The 18,773-nt window shown below is 54.6% G+C and carries 19 protein-coding genes and 1 pseudogene; 12 read left to right on the top strand and 8 right to left on the bottom strand.

What is annotated here, in order from left to right; translation table 11 throughout:
- Nucleotides 1-73: 73 nt before the first annotated feature.
- From hisS to ACMGGU_RS15305, 7 genes and pseudogenes are all read left to right on the top strand, one after another.
- Nucleotides 74-1,348: a histidine--tRNA ligase gene (gene hisS, locus ACMGGU_RS15335; RefSeq protein WP_032622984.1), complete on the top strand. Its 1,275-nt coding sequence runs from the start codon at nucleotides 74-76 to the stop codon at nucleotides 1,346-1,348.
- Nucleotides 1,349-1,361: 13 nt separating this feature from the next.
- Entirely contained in the window at nucleotides 1,362-1,982 is a 621-nt protein-coding gene (locus tag ACMGGU_RS15330; RefSeq protein WP_008502136.1) for a YfgM family protein, read from the top strand.
- 10 nt (nucleotides 1,983-1,992) lie between these two features.
- Nucleotides 1,993-3,171, top strand: coding sequence for an outer membrane protein assembly factor BamB (bamB, locus tag ACMGGU_RS15325; protein WP_008502135.1), 1,179 nt, complete (start codon nucleotides 1,993-1,995; stop codon nucleotides 3,169-3,171).
- A gap of 112 nt (nucleotides 3,172-3,283) precedes the next feature.
- Nucleotides 3,284-4,759, top strand: a complete 1,476-nt coding sequence (der, locus tag ACMGGU_RS15320; RefSeq protein WP_061714918.1) for a ribosome biogenesis GTPase Der — start codon at nucleotides 3,284-3,286, stop codon at nucleotides 4,757-4,759.
- A 300-nt stretch (nucleotides 4,760-5,059) separates the two neighbouring features.
- Entirely contained in the window at nucleotides 5,060-6,604 is a 1,545-nt protein-coding gene (locus tag ACMGGU_RS15315) for a peptide MFS transporter (RefSeq protein ID WP_111967887.1), read from the top strand.
- 58 nt (nucleotides 6,605-6,662) lie between these two features.
- Nucleotides 6,663-7,696 (top strand): annotated as a pseudogene (locus ACMGGU_RS15310) (Gfo/Idh/MocA family oxidoreductase).
- A gap of 49 nt (nucleotides 7,697-7,745) precedes the next feature.
- Nucleotides 7,746-7,967, top strand: a complete 222-nt coding sequence (locus ACMGGU_RS15305) for a zinc ribbon domain-containing protein (protein WP_063622259.1) — start codon at nucleotides 7,746-7,748, stop codon at nucleotides 7,965-7,967.
- On the opposite strand, the gene ACMGGU_RS15300 is transcribed toward ACMGGU_RS15305, so the two are convergent.
- From ACMGGU_RS15300 to xseA, 3 genes are read right to left on the bottom strand one after another with little or no spacing between them, the layout of a single operon-like run.
- A complete protein-coding gene (locus tag ACMGGU_RS15300; RefSeq protein ID WP_021241848.1) occupies nucleotides 7,964-8,314 on the bottom strand; it encodes a protealysin inhibitor emfourin in 351 nt (116 codons plus the stop codon). The two genes, ACMGGU_RS15305 and ACMGGU_RS15300, sit on opposite strands and share 4 nt — an antisense overlap.
- Nucleotides 8,315-9,334, bottom strand: coding sequence for a M4 family metallopeptidase (locus ACMGGU_RS15295; protein WP_048226222.1), 1,020 nt, complete (start codon nucleotides 9,332-9,334; stop codon nucleotides 8,315-8,317).
- 58 nt (nucleotides 9,335-9,392) lie between these two features.
- On the bottom strand, nucleotides 9,393-10,766 hold the full coding sequence (gene xseA / locus ACMGGU_RS15290; RefSeq protein WP_420300704.1) for an exodeoxyribonuclease VII large subunit: 1,374 nt from the start codon (nucleotides 10,764-10,766) through the stop codon (nucleotides 9,393-9,395).
- Between the two features lie 158 nt (nucleotides 10,767-10,924).
- Between xseA and guaB the strand changes: the two genes are divergently transcribed.
- Nucleotides 10,925-12,391 (top strand): IMP dehydrogenase, encoded by a 1,467-nt coding sequence (gene guaB / locus ACMGGU_RS15285; protein WP_008502128.1) that lies wholly within the window; start codon nucleotides 10,925-10,927, stop codon nucleotides 12,389-12,391.
- Between the two features lie 67 nt (nucleotides 12,392-12,458).
- On the top strand, nucleotides 12,459-14,036 hold the full coding sequence (guaA, locus tag ACMGGU_RS15280) for a glutamine-hydrolyzing GMP synthase (protein WP_008502126.1): 1,578 nt from the start codon (nucleotides 12,459-12,461) through the stop codon (nucleotides 14,034-14,036).
- Nucleotides 14,037-14,181: 145 nt separating this feature from the next.
- Here the strand turns inward: guaA and ACMGGU_RS15275 are convergent, their stop codons facing one another.
- A complete protein-coding gene (locus ACMGGU_RS15275; protein WP_032648750.1) occupies nucleotides 14,182-14,400 on the bottom strand; it encodes a DUF7661 family protein in 219 nt (72 codons plus the stop codon).
- Between the two features lie 238 nt (nucleotides 14,401-14,638).
- Between ACMGGU_RS15275 and ACMGGU_RS15270 the strand changes: the two genes are divergently transcribed.
- On the top strand, nucleotides 14,639-15,292 hold the full coding sequence (locus tag ACMGGU_RS15270) for a LysE family translocator (protein WP_032675326.1): 654 nt from the start codon (nucleotides 14,639-14,641) through the stop codon (nucleotides 15,290-15,292).
- A gap of 97 nt (nucleotides 15,293-15,389) precedes the next feature.
- Here ACMGGU_RS15270 and ACMGGU_RS15265 read toward each other — a convergent pair whose 3' ends face one another.
- The 3 genes from ACMGGU_RS15265 to ACMGGU_RS15255 form a co-directional block, all read right to left on the bottom strand.
- Complete coding sequence (locus tag ACMGGU_RS15265) at nucleotides 15,390-15,737, bottom strand: low molecular weight protein tyrosine phosphatase family protein (protein WP_032651266.1); 348 nt, start codon at nucleotides 15,735-15,737, stop codon at nucleotides 15,390-15,392.
- Entirely contained in the window at nucleotides 15,709-15,960 is a 252-nt protein-coding gene (locus tag ACMGGU_RS15260; RefSeq protein ID WP_023292816.1) for a hypothetical protein, read from the bottom strand. Before ACMGGU_RS15260 ends, ACMGGU_RS15265 begins: the two co-directional genes overlap by 29 nt.
- Nucleotides 15,961-16,420: 460 nt before the next feature.
- On the bottom strand, nucleotides 16,421-16,969 hold the full coding sequence (locus tag ACMGGU_RS15255; RefSeq protein WP_072001477.1) for a hypothetical protein: 549 nt from the start codon (nucleotides 16,967-16,969) through the stop codon (nucleotides 16,421-16,423).
- Between the two features lie 358 nt (nucleotides 16,970-17,327).
- Here ACMGGU_RS15255 and ACMGGU_RS15250 point away from each other — a divergent pair, with 358 nt between their 5' ends.
- Entirely contained in the window at nucleotides 17,328-17,540 is a 213-nt protein-coding gene (locus ACMGGU_RS15250; protein WP_072001482.1) for a hypothetical protein, read from the top strand.
- A 164-nt stretch (nucleotides 17,541-17,704) separates the two neighbouring features.
- Here ACMGGU_RS15250 and ACMGGU_RS15245 read toward each other — a convergent pair whose 3' ends face one another.
- Complete coding sequence (locus ACMGGU_RS15245; RefSeq protein WP_032651264.1) at nucleotides 17,705-18,001, bottom strand: barstar family protein; 297 nt, start codon at nucleotides 17,999-18,001, stop codon at nucleotides 17,705-17,707.
- A gap of 361 nt (nucleotides 18,002-18,362) precedes the next feature.
- Between ACMGGU_RS15245 and ACMGGU_RS15240 the strand changes: the two genes are divergently transcribed.
- A complete protein-coding gene (locus tag ACMGGU_RS15240; protein WP_420300703.1) occupies nucleotides 18,363-18,725 on the top strand; it encodes a YcgJ family protein in 363 nt (120 codons plus the stop codon).
- Nucleotides 18,726-18,773 lie beyond the last annotated feature (48 nt).

Here is an 18,773-nt window from a genome sequence, read left to right as displayed (position 1 = left end):
GGAAGCCGCGAGCTTCCCATGTATGATTGAACCCATTCTTTGGGTTTTTTTTGTATATAGAAAGAGAATAAACGTGGCAAAAAACATTCAAGCCATCCGCGGCATGAACGATTATCTGCCTGGCGAAACCGCCATCTGGCAGCGCATTGAAGGCACGCTGAAGCAGGTGCTCGGCAGCTACGGTTACAGCGAAATCCGTTTGCCGATTGTAGAGCAGACCCCGTTATTCAAACGCGCGATTGGTGAAGTTACCGACGTGGTTGAAAAAGAGATGTACACCTTTGAGGACCGCAACGGCGACAGCCTGACCCTGCGTCCGGAAGGGACGGCGGGCTGCGTACGCGCCGGCATCGAACATGGTCTTCTGTACAATCAGGAGCAGCGCCTGTGGTATATCGGCCCGATGTTCCGCCACGAACGTCCTCAGAAAGGGCGTTATCGCCAGTTCAATCAGCTGGGTGTGGAAGTCTTTGGCCTGCAGGGCCCGGACATCGACGCTGAACTGATTATGCTGACCGCCCGCTGGTGGCGTGCGCTCGGTATTGCCGATCACGTTTCCCTCGAGCTGAACTCTATCGGTTCTCTGGAAGCGCGCGCTAACTACCGCGATGCGCTGGTGGCGTTCCTGGAACAGCATAAAGAGAAGCTGGACGAAGACTGCAAACGTCGCATGTACAGCAACCCGCTGCGCGTTCTGGATTCCAAAAACGCAGATGTTCAGGCACTGCTGAACGATGCGCCTGCGCTGGGTGATTATCTGGATGAAGAATCTCGCGAACACTTCGCGGGCCTGTGCAAGCTGCTTGAAGCGGCTGGCATCGCCTACACCGTAAACCAGCGCCTGGTACGCGGTCTGGACTACTACAACCGTACCGTGTTTGAGTGGGTGACCACGAGCCTCGGCTCTCAGGGCACCGTGTGCGCGGGCGGTCGTTATGACGGTCTGGTTGAGCAACTTGGCGGTCGCGCAGCACCTGCTGTAGGCTTCGCGATGGGTCTTGAGCGACTTGTTTTGCTGGTTCAGGCAGTTAATCCGGAATTTAAAGCAGATTCCGTTGTCGATATATACCTGGTGGCCTCAGGCGCGGAAACGCAGTCTGCGGCAATGCAGCTTGCCGAACGCGTGCGCGATGCGCTGCCGGGCGTTAAGCTGATGACCAACCATGGCGGCGGCAACTTCAAAAAACAGTTTGCTCGTGCCGATAAGTGGGGCGCAAGTATCGCACTGGTGCTGGGTGAGTCCGAAGTGGCCAACGGCGAAGTGGTGGTGAAAGACCTGCGCTCTGGTGAGCAGACAACGGTAACGCAGGACGGCGTTGCGGCGCACTTGCGCACTCTATTGGGCTAAGGAGAAGGACTGCGTGGAAATTTACGAGAACGAACACGATCAGGTCGACGCGATTAAACGCTTCTTTGCTGAAAACGGCAAAGCGCTGGTTGTTGGGGTTATTTTAGGTGTCGGTGCGCTGGTAGGCTGGCGTTACTGGAACAATCATCAGGCGGATTCCGCGCGCGGCGCGTCCCTGTCCTATGAAAATACCGTGAGCGCAATTCGTGCCGATCAGCCGCAAACGCTGACGGCGGCAGAAAAATTTGCGGCTGACAACAAAAACACCTACGGTGCACTGGCTGCGCTGGAAGTGGCTCAGCAGTACGTTGATAAGAACGAACTGGATAAAGCCGTAGCACAGCTGTCTCAGGGCCTTGCTGCCGCCAGTGATGAAAACCTGAAAGCGGTGATCAATCTGCGCCTGGCACGTATTCAGGTTCAGCAGAAGAAAGCTGACGATGCGCTGAAAACGCTCGATACCATCAAAGGCGAAGGCTTTGCTGCCATCGTTGCCGATCTGCGCGGTGAAGCACTGCTGAGCAAAGGTGACAAAGCGGGCGCGCGTAAAGCGTGGCAAGCTGGCGTAGAGAGCAATGCTTCACCTGCGCTGAGCGAAATGATGCAGATGAAAATAAATAATTTGTCCGTCTGAGAGGGACCCGATGCAATTGCGTAAATTACTTCTGCCAGGACTGCTTTCTGTTACGTTATTGAGTGGTTGTTCACTGTTCAGTGGCGAAGAAGACGTTGTGAAAATGTCCCCACTGCCGACGGTTGAAAACCAGTTTACCCCATCCACCGCGTGGGATGTCTCCGTGGGCAATGGGATTGGTGATTTCTATTCCAACCTTCATCCAGCGTATGCAGACAGCGTTGTCTATGCGGCTGACCGCAAAGGTACCGTGAAAGCGGTGAACGCGGATGACGGAAAAGAAGTGTGGTCCGTTAACCTGGCGGAAAAAGACGGCTGGTTCTCCCGTAAGCCTGCACTGCTGTCTGGCGGCCTGACCGTTGCCGGTGGTCACGTCTACGTGGGCAGCGAAAAAGCGCAGGTTTATGCCCTGAACAGCAGCGACGGCTCCATTGCCTGGCAAACAACCGTGGCGGGTGAATCCCTGTCGCGTCCGGTAGTGAGCGACGGCCTGGTGCTGATTCATACCAGCAACGGCCAGCTGCAGGCGCTGAACGAAGCGGACGGCCTGGTGAAATGGACCGTTAACCTGGATATGCCTGCGCTCTCTCTGCGTGGCGAATCTGCCCCGGCTACCGCATTTGGTGCTGCCATTGTGGGCGGTGACAACGGTCGCGTGAGCGCCGTGCTGATGCAGCAGGGCCAGATGATCTGGCAGCAGCGTATCTCTCAGGCCACTGGCTCAACGGAAATTGACCGTCTGAGCGACGTGGACACAACACCGGTTATCGTTAACGGTGTGGTTTACGCGCTGGCCTACAACGGCAACCTGACCGCGCTGGATCTGCGCAGCGGCCAGATCATGTGGAAACGTGAGCTGGGCTCGGTAAATGATTTCATCGTTGAGGGTAACCGCATCTATATGGTTGACCAGAACGACCGTCTGCTGGCCCTGAGTACCGAAGGCGGCGTGACGCTGTGGACGCAAAGCGACCTGCTGCACCGTCTGCTGACTGCGCCAGCGCTGTACAACGGTAGCCTGGTTGTGGGCGACAGCGAAGGGTATATGCACTGGATCGATCCGGATAACGGCCGCTTTGTTGCGCAGCAAAAAGTCGACAGCTCCGGTTTCCTGACCGACCCGGTTGTGGCCGACGGCAAACTGCTGATTCAGGCAAAAGACGGCACGCTGTACGCGATCACGCGTTAATTACCCGGCGGTTGTAGTATACTAAACGGCTCCTGTTCACTCAGGAGCCGTTTTGACATTTTTAAAAACGCCGCGAAAGCGACGTTATTTTGAATTTTATGAGGCTTCAAACATGGTACCTGTGGTCGCGCTTGTCGGGCGCCCTAACGTTGGAAAATCCACTCTTTTTAACCGTTTAACACGCACCCGTGATGCGCTGGTTGCGGATTTCCCGGGGCTGACGCGTGACCGTAAGTACGGTCGTGCAGAGGTGGAAGGACGCGAGTTCATCTGTATTGATACCGGTGGTATTGACGGCACAGAAGACGGTGTGGAAACCCGCATGGCGGAACAGTCGCTGCTGGCGATTGAAGAAGCGGACGTGGTGCTGTTTATGGTGGATGCACGCGCTGGCCTGATGCCAGCGGACTCCGCTATCGCTAAACATCTGCGTTCACGCGAAAAGCCAACCTTCCTGGTGGCGAACAAAACCGACGGCATCGATGCCGATCAGGCCATCGCGGATTTCTGGTCTCTGGGCCTGGGCGACATCTATCCTATCGCGGCATCGCATGGCCGTGGCGTCACCAGCCTGCTGGAAACCGTTCTGCTGCCGTGGGTTGACGAAGTGAACCCGCCGGAAGAGGTGGACGAAGACGCTGAATACTGGGCGCAGTTTGAAGACGGAGAAGAGGGCGAAGAAGAAGAACCTGAAGACGACTTCAACCCGCAGGATCTGCCGATCAAGCTGGCTATCGTGGGCCGTCCAAACGTAGGTAAGTCTACACTTACTAACCGTATTCTGGGTGAAGAGCGCGTGGTCGTTTACGACATGCCGGGCACCACCCGCGACAGTATCTACATCCCGATGCAGCGCGATGAGCGTGAGTATGTCCTCATCGACACTGCCGGGGTGCGTAAGCGCGGGAAAATCACCGATGTTGTGGAAAAATTCTCCGTTATCAAAACCCTGCAGGCGATCGAAGATGCCAACGTCGTGCTGCTGGTTATCGACGCACGCGAAGGGATCTCCGATCAGGACCTCTCTCTGCTCGGCTTTATCCTCAATAGTGGGCGCTCACTGGTTATCGTGGTCAACAAATGGGATGGCCTGAGCAACGAGGTTCGTGAGCAGGTGAAAGAGACCCTCGACTTCCGTCTGGGCTTTATCGACTTTGCTCGCGTACACTTCATCTCTGCGCTGCACGGCAGCGGCGTGGGTAACCTGTTCGAATCCGTGCGCGAAGCTTACGACAGCTCCACCCGTCGTCAGAGCACCGCCATGCTGACCCGTATCATGAATATGGCTGCTGAAGACCATCAGCCGCCGCTGGTGCGCGGTCGTCGCGTGAAGCTGAAATACGCCCACGCCGGTGGTTATAACCCACCAATCGTGGTGATTCACGGCAACCAGGTGAAAGACCTGCCGGATTCCTACAAGCGCTACCTGATGAACTACTTCCGTAAATCGCTGGACGTAATGGGTACGCCTATCCGTATCCAGTTCAAGGAAGGGGAAAACCCGTTCGCCAACAAGCGCAACACCCTGACGCCAAACCAGATGCGTAAGCGTAAGCGCCTGATTAAGCACATTAAGAAAAGCAAATAAGCTTTACTGCTCTCACGAAAGCCCACGATGATCGCGGGCTTTTTTTTGCCCAATCATACCGCCGGTTTTCCCTGTGTGAAGTCAATCACTATTCACTTTTAACCATGTTTAAATCTAAGAAAGTAGACAATCGTCGAATTTTCATCTTAAAGTCCAGGGTCCGGTACTAGACAAAACTAGCGCCTGGTTATCAAATGGTTAACTAACTTTTCGCCGCATGTAAAAAATCGGCCAGATACGTAACTGGCCGGCGTACCTGCTGGTGTTTACAAGCACGACGACATACCTTTCGGGAGAATTATGCAATCCTCTGTTAATCAAAAAGAAAGCCGAACGTTCTTCGGCCATCCTTATCCGCTCGGTTCCCTGTTCTTCACCGAGATGTGGGAGCGTTTCTCGTTTTACGGCATTCGTCCGTTACTGATCCTGTTTATGGCCGCCACCGTCTATGACGGCGGGATGGGTCTGGCGCGTGAAAACGCCTCGGCGATTGTCGGTATCTTTGCCGGTACCATGTACCTGGCTGCGCTGCCGGGCGGCTGGCTGGCGGATAACTGGCTCGGTCAGCAGAGAGCCGTCTGGTACGGTTCGATCCTGATTGCGCTCGGTCACCTGTCGATTGCGCTCTCGGCGGTGATGGGCAACAACCTGTTCTTTATCGGCCTGATGTTCATCGTGCTCGGCTCCGGGCTGTTCAAGACCTGTATTTCAGTCATGGTCGGTACCCTGTATAAAAAAGGCGACGCGCGTCGCGACGGCGGTTTCTCGCTGTTCTATATGGGTATCAACATGGGCTCGTTCATCGCGCCGCTGATTTCCGGCTGGCTGATTAAAACCCACGGCTGGCACTGGGGCTTTGGTATTGGCGGTATCGGGATGCTGGTGGCGCTGATTATCTTCCGCGTGTTTGCCGTTCCGGCCATGAAACGCTATGACGGCGAAGTCGGCCTCGACTCCACCTGGAACAGCCCGGTGGTGAAGCGTAACGGCGTGGGCGTTTGGCTGCTGGCGCTGGCGGCAGGCGTGGCAACGCTCGTGACGCTGATTGCGCAGGGCGTGATTGTGATTAACCCGGTCGCGGTAGCCAGCGTGCTGGTCTACGTGATTGCGGCGTCCGTGGCCCTCTACTTTATCTATCTGTTTGTCTTTGCGGGCCTGAACCGTAAAGAGCGCGCCAGACTGCTGGTCTGCTTTATTCTGCTGATCTCCGCGGCGTTCTTCTGGTCCGCGTTTGAACAGAAGCCAACCTCGTTCAACCTGTTTGCCAACGACTACACTAACCGCATGATCGGCGATTTCGAAATCCCGGCGGTGTGGTTCCAGTCAATCAACGCCCTGTTCATCATCCTGCTGGCACCGGTATTCAGCTGGGCGTGGCCGAAGCTGGCGAGCATGAACATTCGCCCGAGCAGCATCACCAAGTTTGTTATCGGTATTTTGTGTGCCGCAGCGGGCTTTGGCCTGATGATGCTGGCGGCACAGAACGTGCTGAGCAGCGGTGGGGCGGGCGTATCGCCGTTTTGGCTGGTAGGCAGCATCCTGATGCTGACGCTCGGCGAACTGTGTCTGAGCCCGATTGGCCTGGCGACCATGACGCTGCTGGCGCCGGAGAGAATGCGCGGTCAGATGATGGGGCTGTGGTTCTGTGCCAGCGCGCTGGGTAACCTGGCGGCGGGTCTGATTGGCGGCCATGTGAAGGCCGACCAGCTGGATATGCTGCCGGATCTCTTTGCGCGCTGCTCCGTCGCGCTGCTGATTTGTGCCGCGGTACTGATCGTCCTCATTGTTCCGGTTCGCCGCATGCTGGAAAATGCGCAGACTAAACCGGCAGCTAACGCCTCATAAACCTCGGGCTTGCCGGGGCGGCGTTATGCCCCGGCAATTTACTCAACGAGGTAAGAACATGCTGTTAGGGTTTGTTGGTCTTGGCGCAGTCGTTGAAACAGCTTACCTGCCCGCAATACGAAAATGCTTTGATAATCCCCCGCACTGTTTAGGCTTTGATATCCAGCCCGTAAAACAGCCGGAGGGGGTAACACGTTGTGCCACACTGGCTGAACTCCTCTCCCGGCCGCTTGATACCCTGTTTATTACCACGGCGTCGCTGCACCATCTTGAGGTGCTTGAACACGCTCTCGCCTCATCGGTTTCCCGCATCGTGGTTGAAAAACCGATCGTTGCCACGCTTGCTCAAATCGAAAAGCTCAACGCGCTGCTGGCAAACCCCGACGTTGCACCCCGCGTGCTGGCGCTCGATCACTGGATGGCGCGCCTCGAAACGGTGAAGCGGTCGCTGGTGGGCACTGTCTCTGACATCGTCAAAATCGACGGCTTTTTGCAGGAGCCGAGCGGATTTAACGCTGCAGGGGAGCCCATCGCGCTTAACTTTGCTACCGGCGAACCGGACACCCGTACGCTTCGCCACCCGGACGGCGTGATTCTGGATATCGGCACGCACGTGCTGGCGATGCTGCGCGAAACGCTGCGTTATCTGGGCGGGAATGATGAGATGACGTTGCAGGTAGTGACGGCTAAAGACCACCTGGGCCGCGCTATTGCCAAAGGCGACCTGACCACGGCGGAGGGCGAGGCGCATCTGCAGGGCCGCATCAGCGGCGTGCCGGTGGATATCTGGCTTAATAAATATGCGGGACCCGCTGGCGGGCAAAAAGGCTTACGGATCTGGTTGCGCGACGGGCGCATCATTAGCTACGACCGGCGCGGTGCGGAGGATGTGCTGGAGCTGATTGATGGTCAGAACATTCAGCGCTGGCATATCCCGGGACAATCTACGAGCACTGTCTTGCCGGGCACATTCTGGGCACCAACAGCTTGTTTGAACGGGATCCGCACGAGGTGAGCCGCACAACGCGTCGCCGAATCGAGGAAGTTGAGCTGCTGCTGACCTTGCAGCAACAGCTGCGTGGCCCGCACTGAACGCAACGTGGTAAAATTATTGCAGACCAGAATGCTTTAAGGAGTCACCATGACGATTACCTGCCCGAATTGCCAGGCACCGCTTGAGCCCCTGAACGGGGTGGCACACTGCGAGAGCTGTAATAAGGATATTGCGCTTGAAGCCCGCTGCCCGGAGTGCCATCAGCCACTCCAGGTCTTAAAAGCCTGCGGGGCGGTGGACTACTTCTGCCAGAACGGCCACGGTCTTATCTCTAAAAAACGCGTGGAGTTTGTTCGGGCCGAAGGTTAATCGCACACGCAGCCTTCGCCTTTCTTCCACAGCTCGACCAGCGACTCGGGCGCTTCCTGCTCCGGTACCAGCACGATGATATCGGCGTAGTGCGCCTGATTTTGCCCGGTCCAGATAATCTGGATGCGGAAATAGCGCTGGTCGCCGCTGCCGGGGGACGAGGCCTGTCCCGGCGGCTGGCCGCGCGGAAAGGCCTGCTCCAGGATGCTTACCAGGCGCTGGCGCTGGGCCTCATTGAGCGAGGAGAGCGCGATGGTGCGCTGGCCGCTCAGCTTGGGAATATAGGCGACGCCGCCTTCCCGGGCCAGCTCAACCACGGCGTCATCCGTCAGTTCCGGAACCTGCATTTACAACACTCCCACCTGTTCCCAGGCTTGTTTAATGGCCGCCCCAACGTCGCCGCCGGAGCGTTTCTCTCCGTGCGCGATCGTCAGTTTTGCGAAGGCCTCAAAATCCGCATCCTGCGCCAGATTGCGATCGCAAACCGTGTCGTACCAGGCATAACCCGCTTTTTCCCAGGCGTAGCCGCCGATCGCTGTCGCGGCCAGATAAAATGCCCGGTTGGGGATGCCGGAGTTCAGATGCACGCCGCCGTTATCCTCACGCGTTTTGATGAAATCCTTCATGTGTGCAGGCTGCGGGTCTTTGCCGAGCAGCGGATCGTTGTAGGCGGTGCCCGGTTCAGACATCGAGCGCAGCCCTTTGCCGTTGATGCCTTTCGCCAGTAATCCCTCACCAATCAGCCAGTCCGCTTTATCGGCGGTTTGCTTCAGATGGTACTGCTTCACCAGTGAGCCAAACACGTCTGACAGCGATTCGTTCAGCGCGCCGGACTGCTCAAAGTAGATAAGCCCGGCTTCGGTCTCGGTCACGCCGTGGCTCAACTCATGCGCCACGACGTCTATGGCGATGGTAAAGCGGTTAAATATTTCCCCGTCGCCGTCGCCAAATACCATCTGCTGACCGTTCCAGAAGGCGTTCTGATATTCCCGGCCATAGTGAACGGTACCGGTTAAAATAAGCCCTTTGTTATCGAGCGAATCGCGCTGATATTCTTTCCAGAAGAAATCATGGGTAATACCCAAATACTCGTAGGCTTCGTCTACCGCCACATCGCCGTTCGACGGCTGACCTTCATAACGCACCTGCGTACCCGGTAGCTCCTGAGTTTGCTTCGCGTCGTAGATATCCCGCTCCAGCTGTCCGGCTTTATTCACGTGCGGCGCGGCGGGTTTGCCCGGCATGTGGGCCATCAGCGTCTGGACGTGGGTTAAGGTCTGGCGGGCACAGCGCTGCTGCGGTTCGGAACCGCTTTCGATAATACGACGAAGAATATACGGGGGGATCACGCTATAAAGATGGGACATGCTGCTCTCCTTATTAAAAAAGGGAATAGCAGCAGTATAGTAAGTAACCGGCGAAGAATTATCCGGTTTTACGCTGACGCGTCTTTTTCACCGGTTTAATTGATTTCACTTCGCTTTCTACCCAGCCGTCTGACAGACGCGTCGTCAGCACATCGCCGGTATTCACCTGTTTGGTTTGCTTGAGCACCTTGCCGTCCGTCGCCGTCGTCACGCTATAGCCGCGCGCCAGCGTTGAGAGGGGGCTGACCGCTTCAAGGTGGGTCACCGCATTGCCAAAGCGTTCGCGGGTGGTGCTCAGTCGCGCGCGGAGAGTTTCCGCCAGACGGTACTCCAGCTGTTGAATCCGCGTTTGCGCGCGATAAATTTTCGGCTGCGGGTTCTGCTGGTTCAGACGCTGCGTCACGCGCTGCTGGCGCGACACCGCGCGCTTGATCTGCGTGTCCATCGCCACGTTCATGCGCTGGCGCAGACGCTCCAGCACGGTTTGCTGACGCGCCAGACGCAGCTGCGGATGTTGCTGCTGGAGACGGTGATGAAGCTGGGTAAAGCGCCGGGTCCGGTTGGCGAGGTAGTAGTCCATCGCCATCTCAAGACGCTGCTGGCCGCTCTGGATCTGACGCAGCAGCTCCAGCTGGTTGCGGCTGACCACCTCTGCCGCCGCGGACGGCGTCGGCGCGCGGAGATCCGCGACAAAATCGGCGATCGTCACGTCCGTTTCGTGGCCGACGGCGCTCACCACGGGGATCTGACTTGCAAAGATTGCCCGCGCCACGCGCTCGTCGTTAAAGCTCCACAGATCTTCCAGCGAGCCGCCGCCGCGTCCGACGATTAAGACGTCGCACTCCTGACGCGCGTTCGCAAGCTCAATGGCGCGCACAATCTGCCCCGGCGCATCGTCACCCTGCACGGCGGTCGGGTAGATGATGACGGGCAGGGAAGGATCGCGACGTTTCAGGACGTGCAAAATATCGTGCAGTGCCGCACCGGTTTTCGAGGTGATGACACCCACGCAGTGGGCAGGCGAGGGCAGCGGCTTTTTGAACTGCTGGTCGAAAAGTCCCTCTTCCGAGAGCTTAGCCTTTAACTGTTCGTACTTTTGCTGCAGCAGGCCTTCGCCCGCAGGCTGCATGCTCTCGACGATAATTTGATAATCACCGCGCGGCTCATACAGGGTGATATTGGCGCGCACCAGAACCTGCTGGCCGTGCTGAGGACGGAACGTCACGCGACGATTACTGTTACGGAACATTGCGCAGCGCACCTGGGCGCTATCGTCTTTTAGCGTAAAGTACCAGTGGCCGGAGGAGGGCTGCGTGAAGTTAGAGATTTCACCGCTGATCCAGACCTGCCCCATTTCCTGCTCAAGCAGCAAACGCACCGTCTGATTCAGGCGGCTGACGGTATAAATTGAGGGGGATTGAGAGGATAACATGTGAGCGGGATCAAATTCTAAATCAGCAAGTTATTCAGTCGATAGTAACCTGCTGAGAGGCAATCGCAAGCTTTTTTATAAAAAAGTGTAGATGCAATCGGTTACGCTCTGTATAATGCCACGGCAATATTTAACCACCCAGGTCAGAGATATTGCCCATGCTACGTATCGCTAAAGAAGCACTGACGTTTGACGACGTCCTCCTCGTTCCCGCTCACTCCACTGTTCTGCCGAATACTGCCGATCTCAGCACGCAGTTGACGAAAACCATTCGCCTGAACATTCCTATGCTCTCTGCGGCAATGGACACCGTGACTGAAGCGCGCCTGGCTATTGCCCTGGCACAGGAAGGTGGCATTGGCTTTATTCACAAAAACATGTCTATCGAACGTCAGGCGGAAGAAGTTCGCCGCGTGAAGAAACATGAATCCGGTATCGTGTCCGATCCACAGACCGTTCTGCCAACCACCACCCTGCACGAAGTGAAAGCCCTGACCGAGCGTAACGGCTTCGCCGGTTACCCGGTGGTGACCGAAGAGAACGAGCTGGTCGGTATTATTACTGGTCGTGACGTGCGTTTCGTGACTGACCTGAACCAGCCTGTCAGCGTCTACATGACGCCAAAAGAGCGTCTGGTCACCGTTCGCGAAGGTGAAACCCGCGACGTAGTGCTGGCAAAAATGCACGAAAAACGCGTTGAAAAAGCGCTGGTTGTTGACAGCAACTTCCACCTGCGCGGCATGATCACCGTTAAAGATTTCCAGAAAGCAGAACGTAAGCCTAACGCCTGTAAAGACGAGCATGGCCGTCTGCGCGTTGGCGCTGCGGTAGGCGCAGGTGCTGGTAACGAAGAGCGCGTTGACGCGCTGGTTGCTGCGGGCGTTGACGTCCTGCTGATTGACTCCTCTCACGGCCACTCCGAAGGCGTGCTGCAGCGTATTCGCGACACCCGTGCCAAATACCCTGACCTGCAGATCATCGGCGGTAACGTGGCCACTGGCGCAGGCGCTCGCGCGCTGGCTGACGCTGGCTGCAGCGCGGTGAAAGTGGGTATCGGTCCTGGCTCTATCTGTACCACGCGTATCGTGACCGGCGTGGGCGTTCCACAGATCACCGCGGTGTCTGATGCGGTTGAAGCGCTGGAAGGAACCGGTATTCCGGTTATCGCTGATGGCGGTATCCGCTTCTCTGGCGACATCGCCAAAGCCATCGCCGCTGGCGCCGCTGCCGTGATGGTAGGCTCCATGCTGGCCGGTACCGAAGAATCCCCGGGTGAAATCGAACTCTACCAGGGCCGTTCTTACAAATCCTACCGCGGCATGGGCTCCCTGGGCGCGATGTCCAAAGGTTCCTCCGACCGTTACTTCCAGACCGATAACGCTGCAGACAAACTGGTGCCGGAAGGTATCGAAGGTCGCGTTGCCTATAAAGGCCGTCTGAAAGAGATCATCCACCAGCAGATGGGCGGCCTGCGCTCCTGTATGGGTCTGACCGGCTGTGGTACCATTGATCTGCTGCGTACTAAAGCGGAATTCGTACGCATCAGCGGTGCGGGTATCCAGGAGAGCCACGTTCACGACGTGACGATCACCAAAGAGTCCCCGAACTACCGTCTGGGCTCCTGATAAGTTTCCGCGCCCGGCTCCTGCCGGGCGCTCTGTTTTTGTTTCACTTGCCTCGGAATTAGCGTCAATGACGGAAAACATTCATAAACATCGCATTCTCATCCTGGACTTTGGTTCTCAGTACACTCAGCTGGTGGCGCGTCGCGTACGTGAACTGGGCGTTTACTGTGAACTGTGGGCGTGGGATGTCACGGAAGCACAGATTCGCGAATTCAATCCAAGCGGCATCATCCTGTCCGGCGGCCCGGAAAGCACCACCGAAGAAAACAGCCCGCGCGCGCCGCAGTACGTATTCGAAGCTGGCGTGCCGGTATTCGGCGTTTGCTACGGTATGCAGACCATGGCAATGCAGCTGGGCGGCCACGTAGAAGGCTCCAGCGAGCGCGAGTTCGGCTATGCGCAGGTTGAAGTGGTTAACGACAGCGCGCTGGTGCGCGGTATCGAAGACTCCCTGACCGCAGATGGCAAACCGCTGCTGGACGTGTGGATGAGCCACGGCGACAAAGTCACCGCTATCCCGTCTGACTTCGTGACCGTTGCCAGCACCGAAAGCTGCCCGTTTGCCATCATGGCGAACGAAGAAAAACGCTTCTACGGCGTGCAGTTCCACCCGGAAGTGACCCACACCCGTCAGGGTATGCGCATGCTGGAGCGCTTCGTGCGCGACATCTGCCAGTGTGAAGCCCTATGGACCCCGGCAAAAATCATCGACGACGCCGTTGAGCGTATCCGCCAGCAGGTTGGCGATGACAAAGTGATCCTCGGCCTCTCCGGCGGCGTGGACTCCTCCGTGACCGCGATGCTGCTGCACCGCGCTATCGGCAAAAACCTGACCTGCGTCTTCGTGGACAACGGCCTGCTGCGCCTGAACGAAGCCCAGCAGGTTATGGACATGTTCGGCGACCACTTCGGTCTGAACATCGTTCACGTGGAAGGCGAGCAGCGCTTCCTGGACGCGCTGAAAGGCGAGAACGATCCGGAAGCAAAACGTAAGATCATCGGTCGCGTGTTCGTGGAAGTGTTCGACGAAGAAGCGCTGAAGCTGGACGACGTCAAATGGCTGGCGCAGGGCACCATCTATCCTGATGTGATCGAGTCTGCGGCATCCGCCACAGGCAAAGCGCACGTCATCAAATCTCACCACAACGTGGGCGGCCTGCCGAAAGAGATGAAGATGGGTCTGGTTGAACCGCTGCGCGAACTGTTCAAAGACGAAGTGCGTAAGATCGGTCTGGAACTGGGTCTGCCGTACGACATGCTCTACCGTCACCCGTTCCCGGGTCCGGGTCTGGGCGTGCGCGTGCTGGGCGAAGTGAAGAAAGAGTACTGCGACCTGCTGCGTCGTGCGGACGCGATCTTCATCGAAGAGCTGCACAAAGCTGACCTGTACAACAAGGTAAGCCAGGCGTTCACCGTGTTCCTGCCGGTTCGCTCCGTCGGCGTAATGGGCGATGGCCGTAAGTACGACTGGGTTGTTTCCCTGCGTGCGGTGGAAACCATCGACTTCATGACCGCGCACTGGGCGCACCTGCCGTATGATTTCTTAGGCCGCGTGTCTAACCGCATCATCAACGAAGTGAACGGCATTTCCCGCGTGGTGTATGACATCAGCGGTAAGCCACCGGCTACGATTGAGTGGGAATGATTTCCCAACCGGATACGTCTGGTACTAACAGGTTCTAAATTATCTCTAAGCCCGCGGATTGCGGGCTTTTTTTGGGCCATGGCTGGCAATACCATGTCAGGTGAGTGCCAGGAGCGGGCGCAACGTAAGGCTATCCATTAAATCCTTATTCGATGCGTTCCACATTTGGATGACGATCGGTTGCGGCTTCATGGAAAATGTCACCCAGCCAGCCGGCAATCTCGCCTTCAGTCATATCGTCAGGAATAGCGATGTCATAGAGTCGAGAAAACTTTCTCTCCGTCAGGTCAGCACGAAATACCAGCCATCGATCATGCTTACGTTGAACGCCAATATGCCGTCCAAAAACGTTATATATCAGCATATGCAATCTCCGATCATGCTAATGAGTTCCTGTATCAATGATACATGTCAGATCAGGCCAGAGCGTAAATCGTACAAAGCTGAAAGGTCAGCGTTCGCATCTCGCTCACAGTGGACATCATGCTTCTGTATCTGCTCTGTCTGCTCTGTGCCTGCAGCAGACGCTGCAGTATATTCCACTTTCGGCTCGAATCGGACTGAGGTAACGTAGCAGAAATATTTATCCGGACTCAACCAAGATGCCTTCCATCGAAACGTTTATCACTTTTCTTCTCGCGCTGACGCTTCTGGAGATTTCTCCGGGGCCAGACATGATGCTAACTATCGCCAGAGGCGTCGGTCAGGGAAGACGTATTGCACTGTTTACGGTACTGGGTAATGTATTTGTAGCGGGTTTTGTGCAAGTTTCTTTTCTTGTCCTGGGGCTGGTAGCCGTTGTTCATGCCTGGCCGGTTGCACTAGATCTGTTAAGGTGGGCTGGTGCGGCTTATCTGATGTGGCTGGGCATAAAAATGATTGCGACTTCAGGCACAGATACGCGGCTGCGAAAAACGGCCAAAATTTCTGACTGGAGTGCCGTTAAGGAAGGCGCCCTGAACAGCCTGACTAACCCAAAATCCCTGCTGTTCATGTTTGCTTTTCTTCCTCAGTTTGTCGATCCTGCCGCGGGTCCTGTCTGGCTGCAATTGCTTGTTCTGGGTAGTATCCAGAAGCTGGCAGGAATTATTTCCCTGGGGTCAGTCGCGATGGCATCAGGGACATTTGGAAACTGGCTAAGTAAACACCCTGGCTTTATCAAATGGCAGGAACGATTTACAGGTGTTGTCATGATAGGCCTCGGTATCCGCATGTTGTTTAGCGGGTCTGGAGTCGTATCGAAATCCTCCAGTTAAGTTTTACCGAAAGGGTAAACCCAGTGTCCGCTCCGTGCCAGAAGCGGACATTGTCGAAGAAGGATGTGTAGAAATAAATAACAGAAAGATAAAACTCTTATTGGCTCTCTGTTTCTTGATCGGTTAGTCCCAATTTTTCCGGTACGATATCTTTGAATATTGCTATCAACTCAGGATCCATAAAAAGATAATCGTCAGAGATATCGAGCACATGCAGAGGCTTGAATGCGATGATCCTGCCATATTGGGCCACTAAGCGATTTTTGTGCTTCTGCTCCATCACACAGACAACATCAGCCCATTGAAGCAATTCGGCAGAGACTCTTTTTTTTGCATTCCGGCTAGTCCCAGCGGAAAGTACGGCAAGGGATGGATAACGGCGGAACACCTGTTCCGCCGTGGGGCTTCGCCATTGATTACGACTGCATATAAAAAGTACGTTCATCCGAATAGAGGTACTCTTCCAGACCTCTCAAGGCAAGCTGTTGGTTAGTAATACGTGGATACTCAAGCCCCAGTTGTGCGGCACGCAACAATTTATCCGACCGCGTGTAAAGCATCTTCCAGTTTTTTTCGCCACGGAATTTTAATAAGGTCTTGCGGATATCACGAGACTTGTTACGTCGCTTCTGTGCATTGCGCCAATCTCGAGTACGTTTTGTTTCCATTGTTTTACTCTCTCAGATTAATCGGGTCAGCAGCCGCGATAATACGGGGAGAACAAACTGTAAAAGCTTAGCATCTTACGGGGGCAGTTAATACTCCCGTTTATGGTGAGTCATAGTCAAGTTTCTGGCTTCGGTGATAGGTATACTCCGCTCAAACGAAGGGTAAATACCCCATCAAAACAGAACATTCGTTTTTAGAAAATTGTCCTAAAATGGTCGAGTTAATCATAAAGCTCACTTCCACTCCTGGCTCATATAGGACAACCATAATCACATCTACTAACCCAATGGAGATTGAACATGACAATAGATCCATGGAACAAAAGCCGCATTATGGGCCAGAAGCGTTGTAAAATGCGTGAGGTACCCTCCCTGGCTGGATAAAAACCAGTCCAAATCATATTCTACAAACTCATCGTCAATTTCCTTCATTTTTAACACCACGTAGCAGTCATATTAATTAGCCCTGTCTTTTCCAGACAGTGATGTCACTGCTTGTTGCCGATATAATTAACTCACCATCCCATGAGAAACCAACACAGTGAAAGTAATCATTCGCAAGTCTGAGACACCCTTCTTTATGGGATGCGATTAATGCACTCTTGCCCGGCGGGCACCAGATTAACATTTCCAGAGGCCACTCTGGCGATACTCGCTCGAGTGCTTCTCCATACCGGTTATACATTGGTAAACCACCGCCACACAGACCGGCGATGGAAAGAGTTTCACCGCTCAGCGGTCCTATACCTGTACATGCAAGGCCAATTGAGTCGTACCAGTTACCATATTCTTCATAATCTCTGGCAATAATCTCTCCACTCAGGCAATCAAGCACCCCTCTTCCGGAAGAGGAAATGATCAGGAGCAAGTGGTTATAATTGCGTGAAAAAGCGACTTCGGTTAAACCACCTACAGCCCTCTTGACACAAGGCACCCAATTACAATCAGGAATATCTCTGAGTAGCAATTTAAGGCTATTTTCGCGGCTCTTTGGCTGCCAGATAGACATCTGAACTCCTTATCAGTGTTAGGCGGCACATAGCATCTCATAATGAGTAGAAATGTTATTTTAACAGCAGTTAGGATGAAGTGTCATAAACTGTCATCTATACGCGCGCCCCTTCGTTCAGGTTCAGACAGACAAGCATTGACCTGCACCCTGTTGATTCGCTCAGAATGCTGTTAGCAATGTCCGCTGGTCAGATAGCAGGGGAGCAAACTGCCATGGACAGAATCACTGCAAAATCCACCAGAACGAAAACGAATATCACCCCTACATTTAGTGGTGAGTGGTGGCTACGTGAAGGTGGTTCATCTATTCTGCTTGTATCAGCGGGCAGGGCGGAGTCACTCTTTGTGGATAATCCATCCTTCAGAAAACCATCATTACCTTTATTCTCATCCTGTGGGTAATCGATGAATTCAGGGCCAGGAAAAGAAAATGTTCTGACCCCGCTATTGAAGCAGCTGATGCCAGAGAACGCCATGAATGGCGCTATCTCAGATGGGGGTTCCGGACTATACAAGTGGCAGCGACAGTGTATATCTTTGTTCAGCTGATTCAGGTATTACTGAGATAAATGCCACAGGCAGGTACAACTGGACAAAAACATCTTACTGTCCAGTTGAGCCTCATGATCGCCGTTGTGTAGGTCACCTGAGTGCCAAGAACGGACATTTCACACTTCTGTCTATGTTGCCAAAATCGGAATGCCACTACGCCGGACTATCCTGCGGGTACGGGTTATTTCAATACATACTCGAACTTTTCTTCCCAATTTGAATTCAGGTCTTGCAGTTTTGCCCTCTCAAAAACCTTGATAATTTCGTCGAAATAACTGCCAAGATATATTCTGGATAAGTCAGAGTTTAACCATATTATTTTTACCGGCCTTTCAACATCGGTGCTAAGGCGATCCCACAATGCATCGAGATTTCTACCATAGTAAGGCCCAAAGTCTAATGATGCAGACATAATGGAATGAAACTCTTTTTCAGATAGGACGTGCGCTCCATCCAAGTACAATTCACCTACACTCATTCCTGTTCACTCACTTTGACTTTCTACCCGTTAATTAATACACGACAATGCACGTAATGTCCGCCTTGATGGTTTCAACAATTACCATCTTCCGCTCTTCGCTCAGAGCGGACCTAACCCGCCCCACAAACCCACTCCGTATACAGCATATTAGTTCAGCTCTTTAAAATCGCATGACTCACCGGGATAGGGCCCTTACAATTGCCTCCGGGCTGAACTTTCGACGAATGTTAGGTCAACAAAAAGCTAAACGGGCCGTTTCCTGTTGAAACTCAGAACCCTCCAGGGTTGTTCACCCTCATGATGGTTCCACCGCGCCCGGCGTAAAGCCGACATTCATTAACCAACGGAGATTATCATCTTGAACAAATCAATACTCGCATGCTCTGTGGCCGCGCTGCTGGCCGTGTCCGCCATGTCCGCCCAGGCCAGGACCCCCGCCAGGCTCAAGTCGCCAGTATCGGGCGTGCTCTGCGACCGATATGTATGCGCCAATGACAAGGGATTATCCCGCACGTTGACAGAGACCTATCTCGGTAAGAAGGCTGCTGCAAACGAGGTGTTCACGTCGAGCAATGTCGATCTGACTGAATTCACCTTTGCCAACGGTATTTTCTGCGATGTGAAGGAGCGACTGTGCCGTGAAGATCGCTATTATGGCGCGAACGGACAGCGCTCCGGGGCGGTATCTAAAAAGTACACAGCGCTGCTCTTTGGCGAATAATGGTGATGAAAAGAGACCACAGTAAAAGGCTACGTTATAGAGATATAA

The sequence above is a fragment of the Enterobacter sp. BNK-8 genome (assembly GCF_048685095.1).
Classification (GTDB): domain Bacteria; phylum Pseudomonadota; class Gammaproteobacteria; order Enterobacterales; family Enterobacteriaceae; genus Enterobacter; species Enterobacter quasiroggenkampii.
Note: the sequence above shows the minus strand (reverse complement) of the source record. Positions and strands in the feature narration are given on the sequence as shown.